The sequence below is a fragment of the Martelella endophytica genome (genome assembly GCF_000960975.1).
In the GTDB taxonomy this organism is placed as follows: Bacteria; Pseudomonadota; Alphaproteobacteria; order Rhizobiales; family Rhizobiaceae; genus Martelella; species Martelella endophytica.
This window is the reverse complement of the sequence record NZ_CP010803.1, coordinates 2,944,587-2,962,535: the sequence shown is the minus strand read 5'-3', so window position 1 is coordinate 2,962,535 and position 17,949 is coordinate 2,944,587. Positions and strand designations below refer to the sequence as shown.

Annotated in this window: 18 protein-coding genes and 2 tRNA genes; 6 read left to right on the top strand and 14 right to left on the bottom strand. The window is 61.3% G+C overall.

The features are described from left to right. Positions 1 to 5: 5 nt before the first annotated feature. The 12 genes from nuoK to TM49_RS13415 form a co-directional block, all read right to left on the bottom strand. Complete coding sequence (gene nuoK, locus TM49_RS13470; protein WP_045681979.1) at positions 6 to 314, bottom strand: NADH-quinone oxidoreductase subunit NuoK; 309 nt, start codon at positions 312 to 314, stop codon at positions 6 to 8. Positions 315 to 362: 48 nt separating this feature from the next. Then, a complete protein-coding gene (locus TM49_RS13465) occupies positions 363 to 977 on the bottom strand; it encodes an NADH-quinone oxidoreductase subunit J (protein WP_045681971.1) in 615 nt (204 codons plus the stop codon). Between the two features lie 139 nt (positions 978 to 1,116). Continuing rightward, positions 1,117 to 1,608: an NADH-quinone oxidoreductase subunit NuoI gene (gene nuoI / locus TM49_RS13460; protein ID WP_045681969.1), complete on the bottom strand. Its 492-nt coding sequence runs from the start codon at positions 1,606 to 1,608 to the stop codon at positions 1,117 to 1,119. Positions 1,609 to 1,648: 40 nt separating this feature from the next. Further along, the gene (nuoH, locus tag TM49_RS13455; protein ID WP_045681968.1) at positions 1,649 to 2,692 is read right to left on the bottom strand and encodes an NADH-quinone oxidoreductase subunit NuoH; all 1,044 of its coding nucleotides are present in this window, start codon (positions 2,690 to 2,692) and stop codon (positions 1,649 to 1,651) included. A gap of 10 nt (positions 2,693 to 2,702) precedes the next feature. Next, a complete protein-coding gene (nuoG, locus tag TM49_RS13450) occupies positions 2,703 to 4,784 on the bottom strand; it encodes an NADH-quinone oxidoreductase subunit NuoG (RefSeq protein ID WP_045681967.1) in 2,082 nt (693 codons plus the stop codon). Between the two features lie 84 nt (positions 4,785 to 4,868). Further along, complete coding sequence (gene nuoF, locus TM49_RS13445; RefSeq protein ID WP_045681966.1) at positions 4,869 to 6,167, bottom strand: NADH-quinone oxidoreductase subunit NuoF; 1,299 nt, start codon at positions 6,165 to 6,167, stop codon at positions 4,869 to 4,871. A gap of 9 nt (positions 6,168 to 6,176) precedes the next feature. Beyond that, positions 6,177 to 7,142: an NADH-quinone oxidoreductase subunit NuoE gene (gene nuoE, locus TM49_RS13440; RefSeq protein ID WP_045681963.1), complete on the bottom strand. Its 966-nt coding sequence runs from the start codon at positions 7,140 to 7,142 to the stop codon at positions 6,177 to 6,179. A 116-nt stretch (positions 7,143 to 7,258) separates the two neighbouring features. Next, positions 7,259 to 8,449: an NADH-quinone oxidoreductase subunit D gene (locus TM49_RS13435; protein WP_045681962.1), complete on the bottom strand. Its 1,191-nt coding sequence runs from the start codon at positions 8,447 to 8,449 to the stop codon at positions 7,259 to 7,261. A 38-nt stretch (positions 8,450 to 8,487) separates the two neighbouring features. After that, complete coding sequence (locus TM49_RS13430) at positions 8,488 to 9,087, bottom strand: NADH-quinone oxidoreductase subunit C (RefSeq protein ID WP_045681960.1); 600 nt, start codon at positions 9,085 to 9,087, stop codon at positions 8,488 to 8,490. Positions 9,088 to 9,101: 14 nt separating this feature from the next. Further along, positions 9,102 to 9,680: a NuoB/complex I 20 kDa subunit family protein gene (locus tag TM49_RS13425; RefSeq protein WP_045681958.1), complete on the bottom strand. Its 579-nt coding sequence runs from the start codon at positions 9,678 to 9,680 to the stop codon at positions 9,102 to 9,104. Beyond that, positions 9,671 to 10,036, bottom strand: coding sequence for an NADH-quinone oxidoreductase subunit A (locus TM49_RS13420; protein WP_045681956.1), 366 nt, complete (start codon positions 10,034 to 10,036; stop codon positions 9,671 to 9,673). The genes TM49_RS13425 and TM49_RS13420 overlap by 10 nt, the downstream gene beginning before the upstream one ends. Before the next feature lie 423 nt (positions 10,037 to 10,459). Then, positions 10,460 to 10,536, bottom strand: a tRNA-Asp gene (locus TM49_RS13415). Between the two features lie 533 nt (positions 10,537 to 11,069). On the opposite strand from TM49_RS13415, the gene TM49_RS13410 reads away from it, so the two are divergent. Continuing rightward, positions 11,070 to 11,145 (top strand) — tRNA-Val (locus TM49_RS13410). A 117-nt stretch (positions 11,146 to 11,262) separates the two neighbouring features. Further along, positions 11,263 to 11,490, top strand: coding sequence for a hypothetical protein (locus TM49_RS13405; protein ID WP_045681954.1), 228 nt, complete (start codon positions 11,263 to 11,265; stop codon positions 11,488 to 11,490). A gap of 138 nt (positions 11,491 to 11,628) precedes the next feature. On the opposite strand, the gene TM49_RS13400 is transcribed toward TM49_RS13405, so the two are convergent. Further along, a complete protein-coding gene (locus TM49_RS13400; protein WP_045681952.1) occupies positions 11,629 to 11,955 on the bottom strand; it encodes an HlyU family transcriptional regulator in 327 nt (108 codons plus the stop codon). A gap of 97 nt (positions 11,956 to 12,052) precedes the next feature. After that, positions 12,053 to 13,303 (bottom strand): threonine ammonia-lyase, encoded by a 1,251-nt coding sequence (gene ilvA / locus TM49_RS13395; protein WP_045681949.1) that lies wholly within the window; start codon positions 13,301 to 13,303, stop codon positions 12,053 to 12,055. A gap of 104 nt (positions 13,304 to 13,407) precedes the next feature. Between ilvA and TM49_RS13390 the strand changes: the two genes are divergently transcribed. From TM49_RS13390 to grxD, 4 genes are all read left to right on the top strand, one after another. Further along, complete coding sequence (locus TM49_RS13390) at positions 13,408 to 14,862, top strand: TrkH family potassium uptake protein (RefSeq protein WP_045681947.1); 1,455 nt, start codon at positions 13,408 to 13,410, stop codon at positions 14,860 to 14,862. A 116-nt stretch (positions 14,863 to 14,978) separates the two neighbouring features. Beyond that, positions 14,979 to 17,231: a phosphoribosylformylglycinamidine synthase subunit PurL gene (gene purL, locus TM49_RS13385; protein ID WP_045681945.1), complete on the top strand. Its 2,253-nt coding sequence runs from the start codon at positions 14,979 to 14,981 to the stop codon at positions 17,229 to 17,231. 2 nt (positions 17,232 to 17,233) lie between these two features. Next, entirely contained in the window at positions 17,234 to 17,467 is a 234-nt protein-coding gene (locus tag TM49_RS13380) for a BolA/IbaG family iron-sulfur metabolism protein (RefSeq protein ID WP_045681944.1), read from the top strand. A gap of 109 nt (positions 17,468 to 17,576) precedes the next feature. Further along, entirely contained in the window at positions 17,577 to 17,912 is a 336-nt protein-coding gene (gene grxD / locus TM49_RS13375; protein ID WP_045681941.1) for a Grx4 family monothiol glutaredoxin, read from the top strand. Positions 17,913 to 17,949: the final 37 nt, after the last annotated feature.

Below are 17,949 nucleotides of genomic sequence, written 5' to 3'. Positions count from 1 at the left end.
GAAGATCAGCCCTTCATCATATTGACGTCTTCGACCGCAATCGAACCGCGGTTTCTGTAGAACACCACGAGGATCGCCAGTCCGATGGCAGCTTCAGCAGCCGCCACCGTGAGGATGAACAGCGCAAACACCTGCCCGACCATGTCGTTCAGAAAGGACGAGAACGCCACCATGTTGAGATTGACCGAGAGCAGGATCAGCTCAATGGACATCAGAATGATGATGACGTTTTTCCGGTTCAGGAAGATCCCGAAAACGCCGATCGTGAAGAGTATGGCACTGACCGTCAGGTAGTGGGAAAGTCCGATTTCCATGGTCTTGTCCTTCGATCCCGTATTCCCGCGAGAATTCTCGTTCTTATTTCAAATACCCTGGCCAGGCTTAACCTTGACCGTTTCGTGCGCCGTCTCCGGCGTGCGGGCGACCTGCTTGCCGATGTCCTGGCGCTTCACGTCCGTGCGGTGCTTCAGCGTCAGCACGATCGCGCCGATCATTGCCACCAGCAGGATCAGGCCGGCCACCTGGAAGAAATAGGCGTAATGCGTGTAGATCACGTCGCCCATCGCCTGCACGCTGGAACGCTCCGCAATCGGCGGCATCGGCATCGCTGTGTTGGCGGTGATTTCCGGCGTGACGAAGCTGCCCCAGGCGACAATCACCAGTTCGGCGAGCAGCGCGATGCCGATCAGAACACCGACCGGCGCATAGCGCAGGATGCCCGAGCGCAAAGCGGTAAAGTCGATGTCGAGCATCATCACCACGAAGAGGAAGAGCACCGCGACCGCGCCGACATAGACCACCAGCAGCAGGAGACCCAGATATTCCGCGCCCGCCATGATGAACAGGGCCGCCGCATTGACGAACACGACAATCAGGAACAGGACCGAATGGACCGGATTCCGGGCCGTGATCACCATGAGCGCCGACGCCACGGCAATAAACGCGAACAGATAGAAAAATAGAGCGTGCAGACCCATGTTTGGTGCCTTCTCTCCGTGAACGCCACGGAAAACCCGCAAGCGCAGTTTTTATGAAAAACCGGCCGTTGGCGGCAGGTCTTCCGTCCTCAGATTTGTCCCCCGGCCGACGAATGCCGGCCGATCCCTCTCGCAGTCCCTACCGGTAAGGCGCATCCATCGCGATGTTGCGCGCAATCTCGCGCTCCCACCGGTCGCCATTGGCGAGCAGACGTTCCTTGTCGTAGTAAAGCTCCTCGCGCGTTTCCGTCGCGAATTCGAAGTTCGGTCCCTCGACGATCGCTTCCACCGGGCAGGCTTCCTGGCAGAAACCGCAATAGATGCACTTCACCATGTCGATGTCGTAACGCACCGTGCGGCGGGTGCCGTCATTGCGGCGCGGGCCGGCTTCGATGGTGATCGCCTGGGCGGGACAGATCGCTTCGCAGAGCTTGCAGGCGATGCAGCGTTCCTCGCCGTTCGGATAGCGGCGCAGCGCATGCTCACCACGGAAACGCGGGCTCACCGGCCCCTTCTCGAAGGGATAGTTGACCGTCGATTTCTGCCCGAAGAAGTAGCGCATCGTCAGAAAGAACGCAGCCACGAACTCCTTCAGGAAGATGGCGTTGAACGCCTGAGCAACAGAACCCATTTTCAAAATCTCCAATCCGGTACTTTGAAGAGCACCTGCATCAGCCCACCCAGCCGGTCAGTTTGACGACGAAAGCGACGACGACGACCATGACGAGCGACAGCGGAAGGAAGACCTTCCAGCCAAGACGCATCAGCTGGTCATAACGGTAGCGCGGCACGAAAGCCTTCACCATGGCGAACATGAAGAAGCACAGGCAGACCTTGATCAGGAACCAGATGACACCGGGGATCCAGTTGAGCACCGGAACATCCAGGATCGGCAGCCAGCCGCCAAGGAACAGCGTCGTCGTCAGCGCGCACATCAGAACGATGGCCGCATACTCGCCGAGCATGAACATCATGTACGGGGTCGAGCCGTATTCGACCATGAAGCCCGCAACCAGCTCCGATTCCGCTTCCGGAAGGTCGAAGGGCGGGCGGTTTGTTTCGGCCAGCGCCGAAATGAAGAACACGATGAACATCGGGAACAGCGCCAGCCAGTTCCAGTCGAGGAACGAGTTGGGCAGGCCCAGCATCGTGCCGAGACCGGTCGTCTGGGCGAAGACGATATCCGAAAGGTTGAGCGAACCGACCGTCAGCAGCACGGTGACGATGACGAGACCGATCGAGACTTCGTAGGACACCATCTGCGCAGCGGAGCGCAGGGAGCCAAGGAAGGCGTATTTCGAGTTCGACGCCCAACCACCCATGATCACGCCATACACTTCAAGCGAGGAAATCGCGAAGATGTAGAGGATGCCGATATTGATGTTGGCGATCACCCAGCCATCGGCGAAGGGAATCACCGCCCAGGTCGCAAGCGCGAGCGTCACCGAGATCAGCGGCGCCAGCAGGAACACGACCTTGTCCGAGCTCGCCGGAATGACCGGTTCCTTGAAGACGAACTTCAAAAGGTCGGCAAACGACTGCATCAGACCGAAGGGACCGACGACGTTCGGGCCGCGGCGCATCTGCACCGCCGCCCAGATCTTGCGGTCGGCGAGCAGGATGAAGGCGATGCCGACCAGAAGCAGCACCAGCAGCAGCAGCGACTGGCCGATCATGATCAGGGCGGGCAGAAGATAGGTAGAGAAAAAATCCATTGTTCCGTCCTTACTCCGCCGCCGCCTTGAAGTTGTTGCGCGCCAGCGCCGAGCACTCGGCCATGACGGCCGAAGCGCGGGCAATCGGGTTGGTCAGGTAGAAGTCGGTGATCGGGGAGACGAAACCGCCCTCGCCCAGATCGCCGCCCTTTGCCGACAGCGCCTCAATGCCATAGGTGTCCGCTGCCGTCACCTCGTCGAGCGCGGCAAGGTGTGGATGGTCGGCATAAAGCTTCATGCGCAGCGCCGCAAGGGAATCAAACGGCAGCGTCTTGCCGAGAACCGCCGAAAGCGCCCGGATGATCGCCCAGTCCTCGCGCGCCTCGCCGGGGGCAAAGCCAGCGCGGTTGGTCATCTGCGGTCGACCCTCGATATTGACGTAGGTGCCCGACTTTTCGGTGTAGGTCGCCGCCGGCAGAACCACGTCGGCGTTCATCGCGCCGGCATCGCCATGGCTACCGAAATAGACGGTGAAGCCTGCCTTCTTGGCGGTGAAATCGAGTTCGTCAGCACCGAGCAGGAACAAAACGTCCATGTCGGAGAGCATGCCGGCAACATCCTTGCCGCCCTCGCCCGGCACAAAGCCGATATCGAGGCCACCGACACGGGACGCTGCGGTGTGCAGCACGGCAAAGCCGTTCCAGTTTTCGGCCGTTGCGCCGACATCCTTGGCAAGCTTCGCCGCGGCGGACAGAACCGCCATGCCATCAGCGCGTGCAACAGCACCGGGGCCGACCAGAACGATCGGACGCTTGGCGTTCTTCAGGACGTCGAGGAAGCCGAGCGAACCGGAAGCGAGGTCGGAAAGCGACTGCGGGCCGGCGCCGAGATATTCGTAATCATAACGCAGGTCGGCATTCTCGCCGATCACGCCGATCGGGAAGCCGCCCTTGCGGAAACGCTTGCGGATGCGGGCATTCAGGACCGAAGCCTCGAAGCGCGGGTTGGCGCCGATGATCAGCAGAGCGTCTGCATCCTCGATGCCTTCGATGGTCGGGTTGAAGAGGTAGCCTGCACGGCCGAGCGACGGATCAAGCGCCGAACCGTCCTGACGACAGTCGGTATTGGCCGAGCCGAGCGCCGTCATCAGGCCCTTGAGCGCGTACATTTCCTCAACGGTTGCCAGATCACCGGCAATCGCACCGACCTTGTCCGCCTTGGTGGCGGCCACCTTTGCGCCGATGGCAGCGAAGGCTTCGTTCCAGGTCGCCGGCTGCAGCCGGCCATTGGCACGGATATAGGGCTTGTCGATGCGCTGGGTGCGCAGACCGTCCCAGATGAACCGCGTCTTGTCGGAAATCCACTCCTCGTTCACCTGCTCGTTGACGCGCGGCAGGATGCGCATCACTTCGCGGCCGCGGGTGTCGACACGGATCGCCGAACCGACAGCATCCATCACGTCGATGCTCTCTGTCTTGTTCAGCTCCCACGGACGTGCGGTAAAGGCGAAGGGCTTGGAGGTCAGCGCGCCGACCGGGCAGAGGTCGACAACGTTGCCCTGCAGCTCCGACGTCATGGCGTGTTCGAGATAGGTGGTGATCTCGGCATCCTCGCCGCGACCGATCAGGCCGAGCTCGGAAATGCCGGCGACTTCCGTGGTGAAACGGACGCAGCGCGTGCAGTGGATGCAGCGGTTCATCACCGTCTTCACCAGCGGGCCGATATACTTGTCCTCGACGGCGCGCTTGTCTTCCTGATAACGCGAGGCGTCGATGCCGAAGGCCATCGCCTGGTCCTGCAGGTCGCATTCGCCACCCTGGTCGCAGATCGGGCAATCGAGCGGGTGGTTGATGAGCAGGAACTCCATCACCCCTTCGCGCGCCTTCTTGACCATCGGCGTCTTGGTATAGATTTCCGGCAGCGAACCGTCCGGCCCGCCGCGAATGTCGCGCACGCCCATGGCGCAGGAGGCCGCCGGCTTCGGCGGTCCGCCCTTCACCTGAATGAGGCACATGCGGCAGTTGCCGGCAATCGACAGCCGCTCGTGAAAGCAGAAGCGCGGGATTTCAGCGCCCGCCGCCTCCGCCGCCTGCAGCAGCGTGTAATGGTCGGGAACCTCGATTTCCTTGCCGTCTACAATCAGATTTACCATATCCGTCTTTCCCGCTTCGCCAGCTTTCAAAACCGGCTCTCAAGGTTTTGCAGCCCGCCCCGCCCGACCGGGACGCGCAAGAATTTATTCGGCCGCTTCCATCACCGCGCCTTCCGACGTGGCGTTGGCCGTGTACTGGTCGATCCGCTTTTCGATTTCCGGACGGAAATTGCGGATCAGGCCCTGGATCGGCCACGCCGCGGCATCGCCGAGCGCGCAGATCGTGTGGCCTTCCACCTGCTTGGTGACTTCGAACAGCATGTCGATCTCGCGCTTCTGGGCGCGGCCTTCGACCATGCGTTCCATCACGCGCCACATCCAGCCGGTGCCCTCGCGGCACGGCGTGCACTGGCCGCAGCTTTCGTGCTTGAAGAACTCGGCAAGCCTTGCGATCGCCTTGATGATGTCGGTCGATTTGTCCATCACGATCGCGCCGCCCGTGCCGAAGGACGACTTCACGCCGCGCAGGCCATCGAAATCGAGCTGCACGTCCATCATGTCCTCGGCCTTCACGACCGGGCACGACGCGCCGCCGGGGATCACCGCCAGCAGATTGTCCCAGCCGCCGCGAATGCCGCCGCAATGGGTCTCGATCAGCTCACGGAATGTGATGCCCATCGTCTCCTCGACCACGCAGGGCCGGTTCACATGGCCGGAGACCATGAACAGCTTGGTGCCGACATTGTTCGGACGACCGAAGGACGAGAACCAGCTTGCGCCACGGCGCAGGATGGTCGGCGCAACAGCGACCGATTCGACGTTGTTGACCGTCGTCGGCAGTCCGTAAAGGCCCATATTGGCCGGGAATGGCGGCTTCAGGCGCGGCTGGCCCTTCTTGCCTTCCAGGCTTTCCAGCAGCGCGGTTTCCTCGCCGCAGATATAAGCGCCGGCGCCGTGGTGGACGATGATGTCCATGTCCCAGCCGCACTTGTTGTCCTTGCCGAGAAGACCGGCGTCGTAGCACTCGTCGATCGCCGCCTGCAGCGCTTCTCGTTCGCGCACGAACTCGCCGCGTACATAGATATAGGCCGTGTGGGCGCCCATGGCGCAGCCGGCGAGCACGCAGCCTTCGATCAGGTGATGCGGATCGTGGCGCAGGATCTCGCGGTCCTTGCAGGTGCCGGGCTCGGATTCATCAGCATTGACAACCAGATAGTGAGGCCGGTCATCCTTGGGCATGAACGACCACTTGAGGCCCGTCGGGAAGCCTGCGCCGCCGCGGCCGCGCAGACCCGAATCCTTCATCTCCTGCACGATCCAGTCGCGGCCCTTGTCGATGATCCCCTTGGTATTGTCCCACAGGCCACGCGACATGGCGCCCTTCAGGGACTTGTCCCTGTGGCCATAGAGATTGGTGAAGATGCGATCCTTATCCTTTAACATGCTTCACTCCTAGCGCGCTGTTCTGCCGAACACTTTTTCGTATTCCTCGATGCCGCCCTTGGCGAGAACGCCGGCCTGGCGCACCCACTCGTCGCGCTGAATGCGGCCACCGAGTTTCAGCGAATCGTTGACCCAGGCGCATTCACCCGGCGTCCAGGCTGCAATCTGCTCGAATTTGTAGATGCCGATCTCATTGAGGAGACCCGCAATCTTCGGGCCGACGCCAGCCATCAGCGTCAGATCGTCGGCGTCTTCGGGCTTCTGATCGGCCGCCGGCGGGCGGTCGCCCTTGGCGCCGTCAATGGCCTCTCTGGAGCCTGCGCCTTCGTCGGTCTCGTCGTCGTCGCTTTCGAGCGCACCCTCGCCCTCTTCCTTGAGCGCGGTAAAGCCGCCTTCAGGAGCCGAGTACCAGCGATCGATCTGCGGGCCGGCCTTGACCTCGTCACCGCGACCGGCCTCGAACGCGTCGATGATCTCTTCCATCCGCTCCGGCGTCAGGTCTTCATAGGTATCCTTGAAGATCATCACCATTGGTGCGTTGGCGCAGGCGCCGAGGCACTCGACCTCTTCCCACGACATCGTTCCATCCGCATTGGTCTCATGCGCCTTGGCATTGATCTTCTTCTTGCAGACATTGATGAGATCGCCAGCGCCGCGCAGCATACAGGGCGTCGTGCCGCAGACCTGAATATGGGCACGCGTGCCGACCGGCTTCAGCTGGAACTGGGTATAGAAGGTCGCGATCTCGAGCACGCGGATGAGCGGCATCGACAGCATCTCGGCAACCTTCTCGATCGCCGCGCGCGTCACCCAGCCGTCCTGGTCCTGCGCCCGCATCAGAAGCGGAATGACTGCGGACTGCTGACGCCCTTCGGGGTATTTCCGGATCGTGGCTTCGGCCCAGCGGGCGTTCTCATCGGAAAACGCAAACGCGGCCGGCTGGACATTCTCATCGGCTAATCGACGAACGGACATGCTCTCTCACACCTCTTCGGAGGTTGTCATCACGATTTCCGAAACATCCCGCTGCCGGCCTTCAGCCGGCTCGCGACAGTCGGAAACCATTTCTGCTATTTTTCGGACGCCAGCTATCACCGGTCCACCTCGCCGAACACGATGTCGAGCGTACCGATGATGGCGGTGACGTCGGCCAATTGATGGCCCTTCGACATGAAGTCCATCGCCGAAAGATGCGCAAAGCCCGGGGCGCGGATCTTGCAGCGATAAGGCTTGTTGGTGCCATCGGACACGAGATAGACGCCGAACTCGCCCTTGGGCGCCTCGACGGAGGCGTAAACCTCACCCTCGGGAACGTGGTAACCTTCGGTATAGAGCTTGAAGTGGTGGATCAGCGCTTCCATCGAGCGCTTCATCTGCGCCCGCTTCGGCGGCACGACCTTGCCGTCCATGGAATTGAACGGGCCGACCTTGGCATCGCCCAGCAGCCGCTCGACGCACTGCTTCATGATCTTCACCGATTCGCGCATCTCGTTGATGCGCACGACCCAGCGGTCGTAGCAATCGCCGTTCTTGCCGACGACGACATCGAAATCGAGGTCGGAGTAACATTCATAGGGCTGCGCGCGACGCAGATCCCAGGCAGCGCCCGAACCGCGAACCATCACGCCGGAAAAACCCCAGGCAAAGGCGTCTTCGAGCGAGATCACGCCGATATCGACATTGCGCTGCTTGAAAATGCGGTTACCCGCCAGAAGTGCCTCAATATCGTCAAGCTTCGCAGGAAACTGCTCACACCACTTGCCGATATCCTCGACCAGCTCTGGGGGAAGATCCTGATGAACACCGCCGGGCCGGACATAGGCAGCATGCATGCGCGCGCCGCAGGCCCGTTCGTAGAACACCATCAGCTTCTCGCGCTCTTCGAAGCCCCAGAGCGGCGGCGTCAGCGCGCCGACGTCCATGGCGGCCGTGGTGGCGTTCAGAAGATGGTTGAGGACACGGCCGATTTCGGAAAACAGCACCCGGATGAGCTGGCCGCGAATCGGGATCTCGACATCGAGAAGCTTTTCCACGGCAAGCGCGAAGGCGTGCTCCTGATTCATCGGCGCAACATAGTCGAGCCGGTCGAAATAAGGCACGGCCTGAAGATAGGTCTTGGTTTCGATCAGCTTCTCGGTTCCGCGGTGAAGCAGACCGATATGCGGGTCGACACGCTCGACGATTTCGCCGTCGAGTTCCAGCACCAGTCGCAACACACCATGAGCCGAAGGGTGTTCAGGCCCGAAGTTGATCGTGAAGTTGCGGACGTTGTGTTCAGTCATGGTCGAGGCGCTCCGCGCTCATTGAATTCGTTGGTGGCTCAGCCGTTCGCCTTTTCGTCGCCCGGCAGCACGTATTCCGGCCCTTCCCAGGGGCTGAGGAAGTCGAAGCTGCGGAACTCCTGGCGAAGTTCGACCGGCTCATAGATCACCCGCTTTGCCTCCTCGTCATAGCGCAGCTCGACGAAGCCGGTCACCGGAAAATCCTTGCGGAGCGGATGCCCCTCGAAGCCGTAATCGGTGAGGATGCGACGCAGGTCGGGGTGACCGCTGAACGGGATGCCGTACATGTCCCAGGTCTCGCGCTCGAACCAGTCGGCGCCGGGAAAGATCGGTGTGATCGAGGGAACGACCTCGTCTTCGCCGGCCTCGAGCTTGACGCGAACGCGCAGGTTCTGGGTCGGCGACAGCAGGTGGTAGACCACGTCGAATCGCTTCTCGCGCGCCGGCCAGTCGACACCGCATACATCGATGATGCAGACGAAGGCGCACTGGCCGTCATCACGCAGGAACTTGGCGACCTCGACCACCGATTCCGGCGTCGTCACCACGGTCAGTTCACCATGCTCGACGCTGGCATCTTCGACGCCTGCGCAGGCCTCCCGGATATGGGCGCCGAGTTCGATCAAGACTTCACTCATTTTCCTCTCCCGCCCTATCGCTCGATCGTGCCCGTGCGGCGGATCTTCTTCTGCAGAAGCAGGACGCCGTAGAGCAGCGCCTCGGCCGTCGGGGGACAGCCCGGCACATAGATATCGACAGGGACGACTCGGTCACAGCCACGCACCACCGAATAGGAATAGTGGTAATAGCCGCCACCATTGGCACAAGAGCCCATCGAGATGACGTAACGTGGCTCCGGCATCTGGTCATAGACCTTGCGCAGCGCCGGCGCCATCTTGTTGGTCAGCGTGCCGGCGACGATCATCACATCCGACTGGCGCGGCGAGGCACGCGGGGCGAAGCCGAAGCGCTCACAGTCGTAGCGCGGCATCGACATCTGCATCATCTCGACGGCGCAACAGGCCAGGCCGAACTGCATCCACATCAGCGAACCGGTACGTGCCCAGTTGATGAGTGCGGCGGACGACGTAACCAGAAAGCCCTTGTCGGCCAGCTCGTTGTTGATTTCTCCGAAGAATCGGTCATCCGCGCCAACAGGCTTGTTGGTCCGCGGATCGACGATGCCCTGGGGTACGGGGGCAACCAGGGTCTCGTTGGTGCTCACTCCCATTCCAGTGCTCCTTTCTTCCATTCATAGACGAAGCCGATGGTCAGCACGGCCAGGAATACCATCATCGACCAGAAACCGAACCAGCCGATATCGCCGAATGACGCCGCCCATGGAAACAGGAAAGCGACTTCGAGATCGAAGATGATGAAGAGAATCGCCACAAGATAGAACCGGATGTCGAACTTCATGCGCGCATCGTCAAAGGCGTTGAAGCCGCACTCATAGGCGGAAAGCTTTTCCGCATCGGGGGCTTTGAAGGCCAGCGCGAATGGCGCGATCATCAGGGCAAGCCCGATGATGAGACAGATTGCGATGAAGATGACGATTGGAACGTAGGAACTGAGCAACTCAGCCATAAAAATCACCCTTGCCGTTTGGAGGCGCCCGGGTCAGCGCACGCAGAGGATAAACCGCGAGACCGAAAATTGATAGATGTCGGGGTCGTGACTAGCGCAGCCGGCGCGCTCGCGCAAGAGATTCACACCTCATTTCGTGGCGCTGCATCAAACTTTCACGGAGATCGATGACCGCATCCAGGCGGTTTCGCATGTCGCGGCACCACCCCCATCATGCATCAATTGCCGGGCGAAGCACGACCGCCATATGGCGAAAGTCAGATCTGGCGAGCCTGAGACAATGCCCACAGCCAAGGAAGGGCGCGCGCGTGATCGTCGCACAGCGGCTCAACCGCACCTCGGCAGGCAAGAATGTCATCCGACTCAGCGCCCGAGACGGCACTTGAGCTCTGCCTGACAACATCAAGATTTCGTGAGAGAAAATGGCGCGAGTGACGGGGCTCGAACCCGCGACCTCCGGCGTGACAGGCCGGCACTCTAACCAGCTGAGCTACACCCGCGCATTTGGCCGTTTCAGGGGCAAGCGCTTGTTTTCGTGAGCGCTTGTCTGTCTGGCGTGAGCGGCTGTTTAAGGGGGTCTCCCGCTACTGTCAAGCAGCATATCGCGCATTTCTGATTTTTTTGGAGCACCCTCTCTCCGCACCCCAGCAAACACGGACAATCCACACCTCGGCCCCTTCCCTTTCACTCCACCCACAGCAGAGGACGACCGCAGCCGGGCGACCAGATGCAGCCCAATATGCAACAGCAGCCGACTCTCCACCGAGCCGCCTGCCCTCCCATACGCTGATGCCCCCTCTTAATAAGAGCACTGTGAACCACCCTATAAGAGGAGGTTGCCTCACCCTCTTTGCGCATTCAGCCTGCGACGGACGTTGGCTTCGCGACCGGGCGCGCATTTCGGCAATGCGGCAGAGAAACCGAGTCTCCCCTGCCCACCTCTCCCGAAGCCGTCAAAAAAAATTCGAAAATCGGCGAATACCCTCTTGCGGTTTCCGTCCGATCCGCATATTTCACCCACCACCGACAGGGCGGGCGATTAGCTCAGTTGGTAGAGCGCCTCGTTTACACCGAGGATGTCGGGAGTTCGAGCCTCTCATCGCCCACCATTCTTCCCCAAAACTGCAAAAACCTCGCCGCCAGGCCAATCTGCAGCGCCGCCATCCCCGTCAGTCTTGATTGTCCCCCGATTCGCGCGTAACCTTCGCGTCAAGGGGAGAATTGTTATGACGCACTACAAGTGTATTGCATGCCAATACATCCAGCGAACCGGCGTGGTCTGCCGGCGATGCGGCAGCTATAGTCTTTCGGCACTTGAAACACATGATAGCGCTAGCGAAGACAAGCCTGACAACCGTCCTGCCGCAGCGGCGACGCCCTACAACATGCCCGTCTGGATATCCCTGGTCGGAATCGCGATCCTGACCAGCTACCTGCTCGTGTTCTATTACTGACGCGCAACGACAGCGAGGCAGATATCAACGGCGCTCTCGCGCCGGCAGGGCCTCTTTCCCGCTTTTCCTGACCCCGTTAGCACAGGCACCGGCGAAGACCGCCCGTAAGCGGCCCTCTGCTCGACGCCCGGCCCGCGCTCAGGCCGTACGGTTCTTCTCACCGTCAGAAAACAGCGAGCGACCGTTCTGGTCGATGATCTGCTTGCCCTTCTTCAGGCTCCATTCGATCGCTTCGTCCTGGGATGCGAACAGGTCGGCGCGGATGAAGGTGCGGGTCATCGTTTCGCCGTCGACTTCCTTCTCGATCCGGCCCTGCAGACGATACTGCGTGCCCTCCTTCACCGGCTCGGCGAAGATGATGCATTCCTCATGCACGATCGATTGCACGGCCTGTTCGTTTTCCTGGCCGGCCGCGTTGCCGCCGCCGGAAAACAGTGAACCGATCTTCGAGAAAAACGATGCCATGTGAATAAACTCCCTTTTTGTCCTTCTTATCCGATCGCCAGCGCGCACGCCAGCCTCCGGACACCGGCCCTCAAACGCTCGAACCGCGTTCCGGGCCTCAGATGATCAGATTCGCGAGAATCTCGTTTTCGGTAATGTCCTGGTATTTCAGCCCGCCTGCATTGATCTTGTCGAACAGCGTGTTGAAATTTTCAGGCCGCGCCGTCTCGATGCCGATCAGAATGGAGCCGAAGTTGCGCGCCGACTTCTTCAGATATTCGAACCGCGCGATATCGTCCTCCGGACCGAGAAGCCCGAGGAAATCCTTCAGCGCGCCCGGCCGCTGCGGCAGCCGCAGGATGAGATACTTCTTGAGCCCCAGATGCCGCATTGCCCGTTCCTTGACATCCGGCAGGCGGTCGAAATCGAAATTGCCGCCGGACACCAGGATCACGATCTTCTTGCCGCGTATCGATGTCGCGGGCAGCCCCCGCAGCGCGGTGAGCGCCAGCGCGCCGGCCGGCTCCAGCACCACGCCCTCGACATTGAGCATCTCCGTCATCGTCACGCAGAGGGCGTTTTCCTTGACCAGAATCACCTGCTCGGCCGGAAAGCGCTCAAGAGCGGCGAAATTCGCGTCGCCGATCCTGGCGACTGCGGCGCCATCGACGAAATTGTCGACCTCGTCGAGGGTCACCACCTGCCCCGCTTCCAGCGAGCGCTTCAGGCTCGGCGCGCCGGCGGGTTCGGCAAAGATGAAGGCGTCATCCGGCATCCGCCCGGCGAAATAACCGGTGATACCGGCCGCAAGGCCGCCGCCGCCGACCGGCAGAACCACCATGTCCGGCAGCTCCCCCGGCTCCGGCCAGGCGGCCTCGATCTCGGCGGCGATCGTCGCCTGCCCCTCGATGATGTCCACATGATCGAAGGGCGGCACCATGACGCCGCCGTTTTCCGCCACGAAGCGGCGGGCAGCGTCGTAGCAGACATCAAAGATGTCGCCGACGAGCTCGATGCGGATATGACCTTCGCCGAAGGTGCGGGTCTTGTCGATCTTCTGCTGCGGCGTCGTCACCGGCATGAAGACCACGCCCTCAACGCCGAAGTGCTTGCAGCAGAAGGCAAAGCCCTGCGCGTGGTTGCCGGCGGATGCGCAGGCGAAAACCTTGTCGCGGCCGCCCGTTTCCAGATGCTTGCGCATGAAATTGAAGGCGCCGCGCAGCTTGTAGGAGCGCACCGGCGTCAGATCTTCCCGCTTCAGATAGATATCGGCGTCGAAGAGCGTGCTCAGATGCACGTTGCGCTGCAGCGGCGTCGGCTCGAACAGGTCCCGGAGCGCCACCTCGGATCGTCTTACGGCCTCATCCATTCTCATGCTTCCCATTGAGTTTGTCGGACATCACCGCTATGGCATATCAAGCGGGTGGTGAAAAAGCCCGGATGCCTGAAAGAATCTGACAGGGAACCTGCCCTTTGAACGCCACGCTTCTGCGATCTGCCTTCTATATAGCGGCAATTTGCGGGCTCTATCTTGCCGCCGCCATGTTCGTTCCGGCGATGGCAGACCTCTATTACAACAACAAGGACTGGGAAGTTTTTGCCGTCTGCGGCATCATGGTGGGCGGCATCAGCGGCGTCACCGCGGTTGCCATGCGCGGCAATCCTCCGCCCTTCAGCCGCCGCCTCGGCTTCTTCCTGGTCAACCTGCTGTGGGTCACCTTCGCGGTCGTCGGCGCTGTTCCGATCTATCTCGCACGGGCCGACCTTTCCTTCGCGCAGGCGCTGTTCGAAAGCGTCTCGGCGATCACCACGACCGGCTCAACGGTGCTGACCGGCCTCGATCACGCCGCCCCCGGCCTGCTGATCTGGCGTTCGCTGCTGCAATGGATGGGCGGCATCGGCATTGTCGCTCTCGGCCTGTTCATCCTGCCGTTCCTCAGGATCGGCGGCATGGCGTTCTTCAAGATGGAATCATCCGATACCGGCGACAAGCCGTTCGCGCGCATGGCAAGCTTCACGCGCGCCTTCCTGGCGATCTATGTCGGCATCACCGTGCTCTGCGCCATCGGCTACGGCACCAGCGGCATGTCGCATTTCGATGCGGTCAACCATGCACTGACAACGGTCGCGACCGGCGGCTTTTCCACCCATGATGCGTCGTTCGGCTACTTTCACGACACGCGGCTGCTGTGGATCGCCGGCTTCTTCATGACCATCTGCAGCTTGCCCTTCTCGATCCTGATCCTGTTCATCGTTCGCGGCCGCCTCGACACACTGCGCGATCCGCAGATCATGCTGTTTCTCGGCTACCTCGGCATCGCCGTCTTCGCGCTTGCGCTCTACATCAGCCTCAATGGCGAGATGACGTTCCCGATGGCGCTGTCGGAATCCTTCTTCAACGTCTCGTCGATCCTGTCGACGACCGGCTATGCCAGCACCGACTACACGCTCTGGGGCAGCTTTGCCGTTGTCCTGGTGTTCTTTCTCACCTTCATGGGTGGCTGCTCGGGTTCGACGGCGGGCGGCATCAAGGCCTATCGTTTCCTCATCCTGTTCAACATGTTGAAGACAGGCATGAAGAAACTGATCTATCCGAATGCCGTCTATTCGATCCGCTACGGCCAGCTCACCGTCGATCCGGAGACCCAGCGTGCCGTGTCGATGTTCTTCAGCGCCTATATCCTGCTCTGGGCTGTCGGCAGCGTCGCCCTCGCCGCCCTTGGCTATGACATCGTCACCGCCACGACGGCTGTGCTGACGGCGCTTTCGAATGTCGGCCCTGGTCTTGGAGACATCATCGGTCCGGCAGGCAATTTTTCGTCCTTCGCGGACCCCGAGCTCTATCTGCTGTCGCTGATGATGCTGCTCGGCCGACTGGAAATCCTCACCATCGTCGTGATCCTGATGCCGATGTACTGGCGTGGCTAAGGCCACCGCCGGCACGGGAAAACGGTAAAAACATTGTCGCTTCGCATTGCAACTTCGGCTAATGAAGGCGCAAAACGCGAAGATCGTCTGAAACCAAAGCGGGATGCTCACGTCTCATGACCCTTTCCAACAGCCAGGCCATAACCCCCGAACTCGTCGCGGCCCACGGGCTGAAGCCGGATGAATACGAGCGGATTCTGTCGCTCATCGGCCGCGAGCCGAGCTTCACCGAGCTCGGCATCTTCTCGGCGATGTGGAACGAACACTGCTCCTACAAATCCTCCAAGCGCTGGCTGAGAACGCTGCCGACCACGGGGCGCCGGGTTATCCAGGGTCCTGGCGAAAACGCCGGTGTCGTTGATATCGACGATGGCGACTGCGTCGTCTTCAAGATGGAAAGCCACAACCATCCGTCCTACATCGAGCCCTATCAGGGCGCCGCGACCGGTGTCGGCGGCATTTTGCGCGATATCTTCACCATGGGCGCACGGCCCGTCGCCGCGATGAATGCGCTGCGTTTCGGCGCCCCGGATCATCCGAAGACCCGCCACCTCGTCTCCGGCGTCGTTGCCGGCGTCGGCGGCTACGGCAACTCCTTCGGCGTCCCGACCGTCGGCGGCGAGGTCGAATTCGACGCCCGCTACAACGGCAACAATCTGGTCAACGCCTTTGCCGCGGGCATCGCCCGCAGTGATGCGATCTTCTATTCCGAGGCCCAGGGCGTTGGCCTGCCGGTCGTCTATCTTGGCGCCAAGACCGGCCGCGATGGCGTCGGCGGCGCCACCATGGCATCCGCCGAATTCGACGAGGACATCGAGGAGAAGCGCCCGACCGTGCAGGTCGGCGACCCCTTCACCGAGAAATGCCTGCTCGAAGCCTGCATGGAGTTGATGAAAACCGGCGCTGTGATCGCGATCCAGGACATGGGTGCTGCCGGCCTCACCTGCTCGGCCGTCGAAATGGGCGCCAAGGGTGACCTCGGCATCGAACTCGACCTCAACAAGGTACCGGTGCGCGAAGAAAACATGACGGCCTACGAGATGATGCTCTCGGAAAGCCAGGAACGCATGCTGATGGTGCTCGACCCCGAGAAGGAAGAGGTCGCCGAGGCGATCTTCCGCAAATGGGGCCTCGATTTCGCGATCGTCGGCAAGACCACCGACGACCTGCGCTTCCGCGTCTTCCACAACAACGAGGAAGTCGCAGACCTGCCGATCAAGGACCTCGGCGACCAGGCGCCGGAATATGACCGCCCCTGGCGCGAGCCGGACACGCGCGGCGAGCTCCCCTCGCACCTGATCGCGGCGCCCGAGGACTACAAGGCGGCGCTGCTTGCCATACTTGGCGGGCCGAATCATTCGAGCCGCCGCTGGGTCTACGAGCAGTACGACACGATCATCCAGGGCAATTCGCTGCAGCGGCCAGGCGGCGATGCCGGCGTCATCCGGGTCGAGGGGCATCCGACCAAGGCGCTGGCCTTCTCCTGCGATGTTACCCCGCATTATGTCGAGGCCGACCCGTTCGAGGGTGGCAAGCAGGCGGTGGCCGAGTGCTGGCGCAATATCATCGCGACCGGCGCCGAGCCGCTGGCAGCGACCGACAACCTCAATTTCGGCAATCCGGAAAAGCCGGACATCATGGGCCAGTTCGTCAAGGCGATCGAGGGTATTGGCGAAGCCTGCCGCGCGCTCGATTTCCCGATCGTCTCGGGCAATGTCTCGCTCTATAACGAGACCAATGGCGAGGCGATCCTGCCGACGCCCACGATCGGCGGTGTCGGCCTGATTTCCGACTGGCGGAAGATGGCCCGCATCGGCTCCTTCTCCAAAGGCGACCACGTGATTCTGATCGGCAATGACGGCGACCATCTCGGCGCCTCGGTTTATATGCGCGAAGTGCTCGGCAGCCTCGATGGCCCCGCCCCGGCGGTGGACCTCTATGTCGAGCGCCGCAACGGCAATTTCATCCGCTCGGCAATCACCAATGGCCAGGTGACCGCCTGCCACGACATTTCCGGTGGCGGTCTCATCGTCGCGCTCGCGGAAATGTGCATGTCTGCCGGCGCGGGCATGAACCTCAGCCTCGAGCCCGCCCGCGGCCTGCCGCACGCACTTCTCTTCGGCGAGGATCAGGCGCGCTATGTCATCACCGTGCCGGCCGAGTACGGCAACTTCGTGTGCGCCTCGGCCGAGGGCTTCGGCATCCCGTTCCGCCGGCTCGGCAAGGTTGCGGGTGACACGCTTGTGATCGACGCGCTCGTCAGCGTTTCCGTTGAGGAGTTGCGTACCGCCCACGAAATGTGGTTCCCTGAATACATGGCCGCATCCGGCCAACCGGCAAAAGAACCGGCAGCAAGCGAGGAGCACTGAACATGGCGATGAATGCTGGCGAAATCGAAGACATGATCAAGGCCGCCATCCCGGATGCCACGGTCAAGATCAGGGATCTGGCCGGCGACGGCGATCACTTTGCCGCCGAAGTCGTCTCGGAAAGCTTTCGCGGAAAAACCCGGGTGCAGCAGCACCAGATGGTCTATGATGCGCTGAAGGGCAATATGGGCGGTGTGCTCCACGCGCTCGCCCTGCAGACCTCGGTTCCGCAATAGGCCGAAAGGCAATTCATGCGCCAAGAGGGCTTGGCGTATGTCAAACGATCAATTATATGCTGAATGCAAATAACGCTACGGCCTTGACCCGTATGTGAAAGGATTGCACATGACTGATGCTCATACCTCGATCCAGAACGAAGTCGACAACAACGATGTCGTTCTCTTCATGAAGGGCACCCCGCAGTTTCCGCAGTGCGGTTTCTCCGGCCAGGTGGTTCAGATTCTCGATTATCTCGGCGTCGAATACAAAGGCGTCAACGTGCTTGCCGACGCGGACCTGCGCCAGGGCATCAAGGACTTTTCCAACTGGCCGACGATCCCGCAGCTTTATGTGAAGGGCGAATTCGTGGGCGGTTGCGACATCGTGCGCGAGATGTTCCAGGCGGGCGAACTGCAGGATCATCTCACCGCAAAAGGCGTGACGGTGCGCGGCGCGGCTTAAGGCCCTTCCGGAAACCGACAGCAGTTTTGGGGTCGGG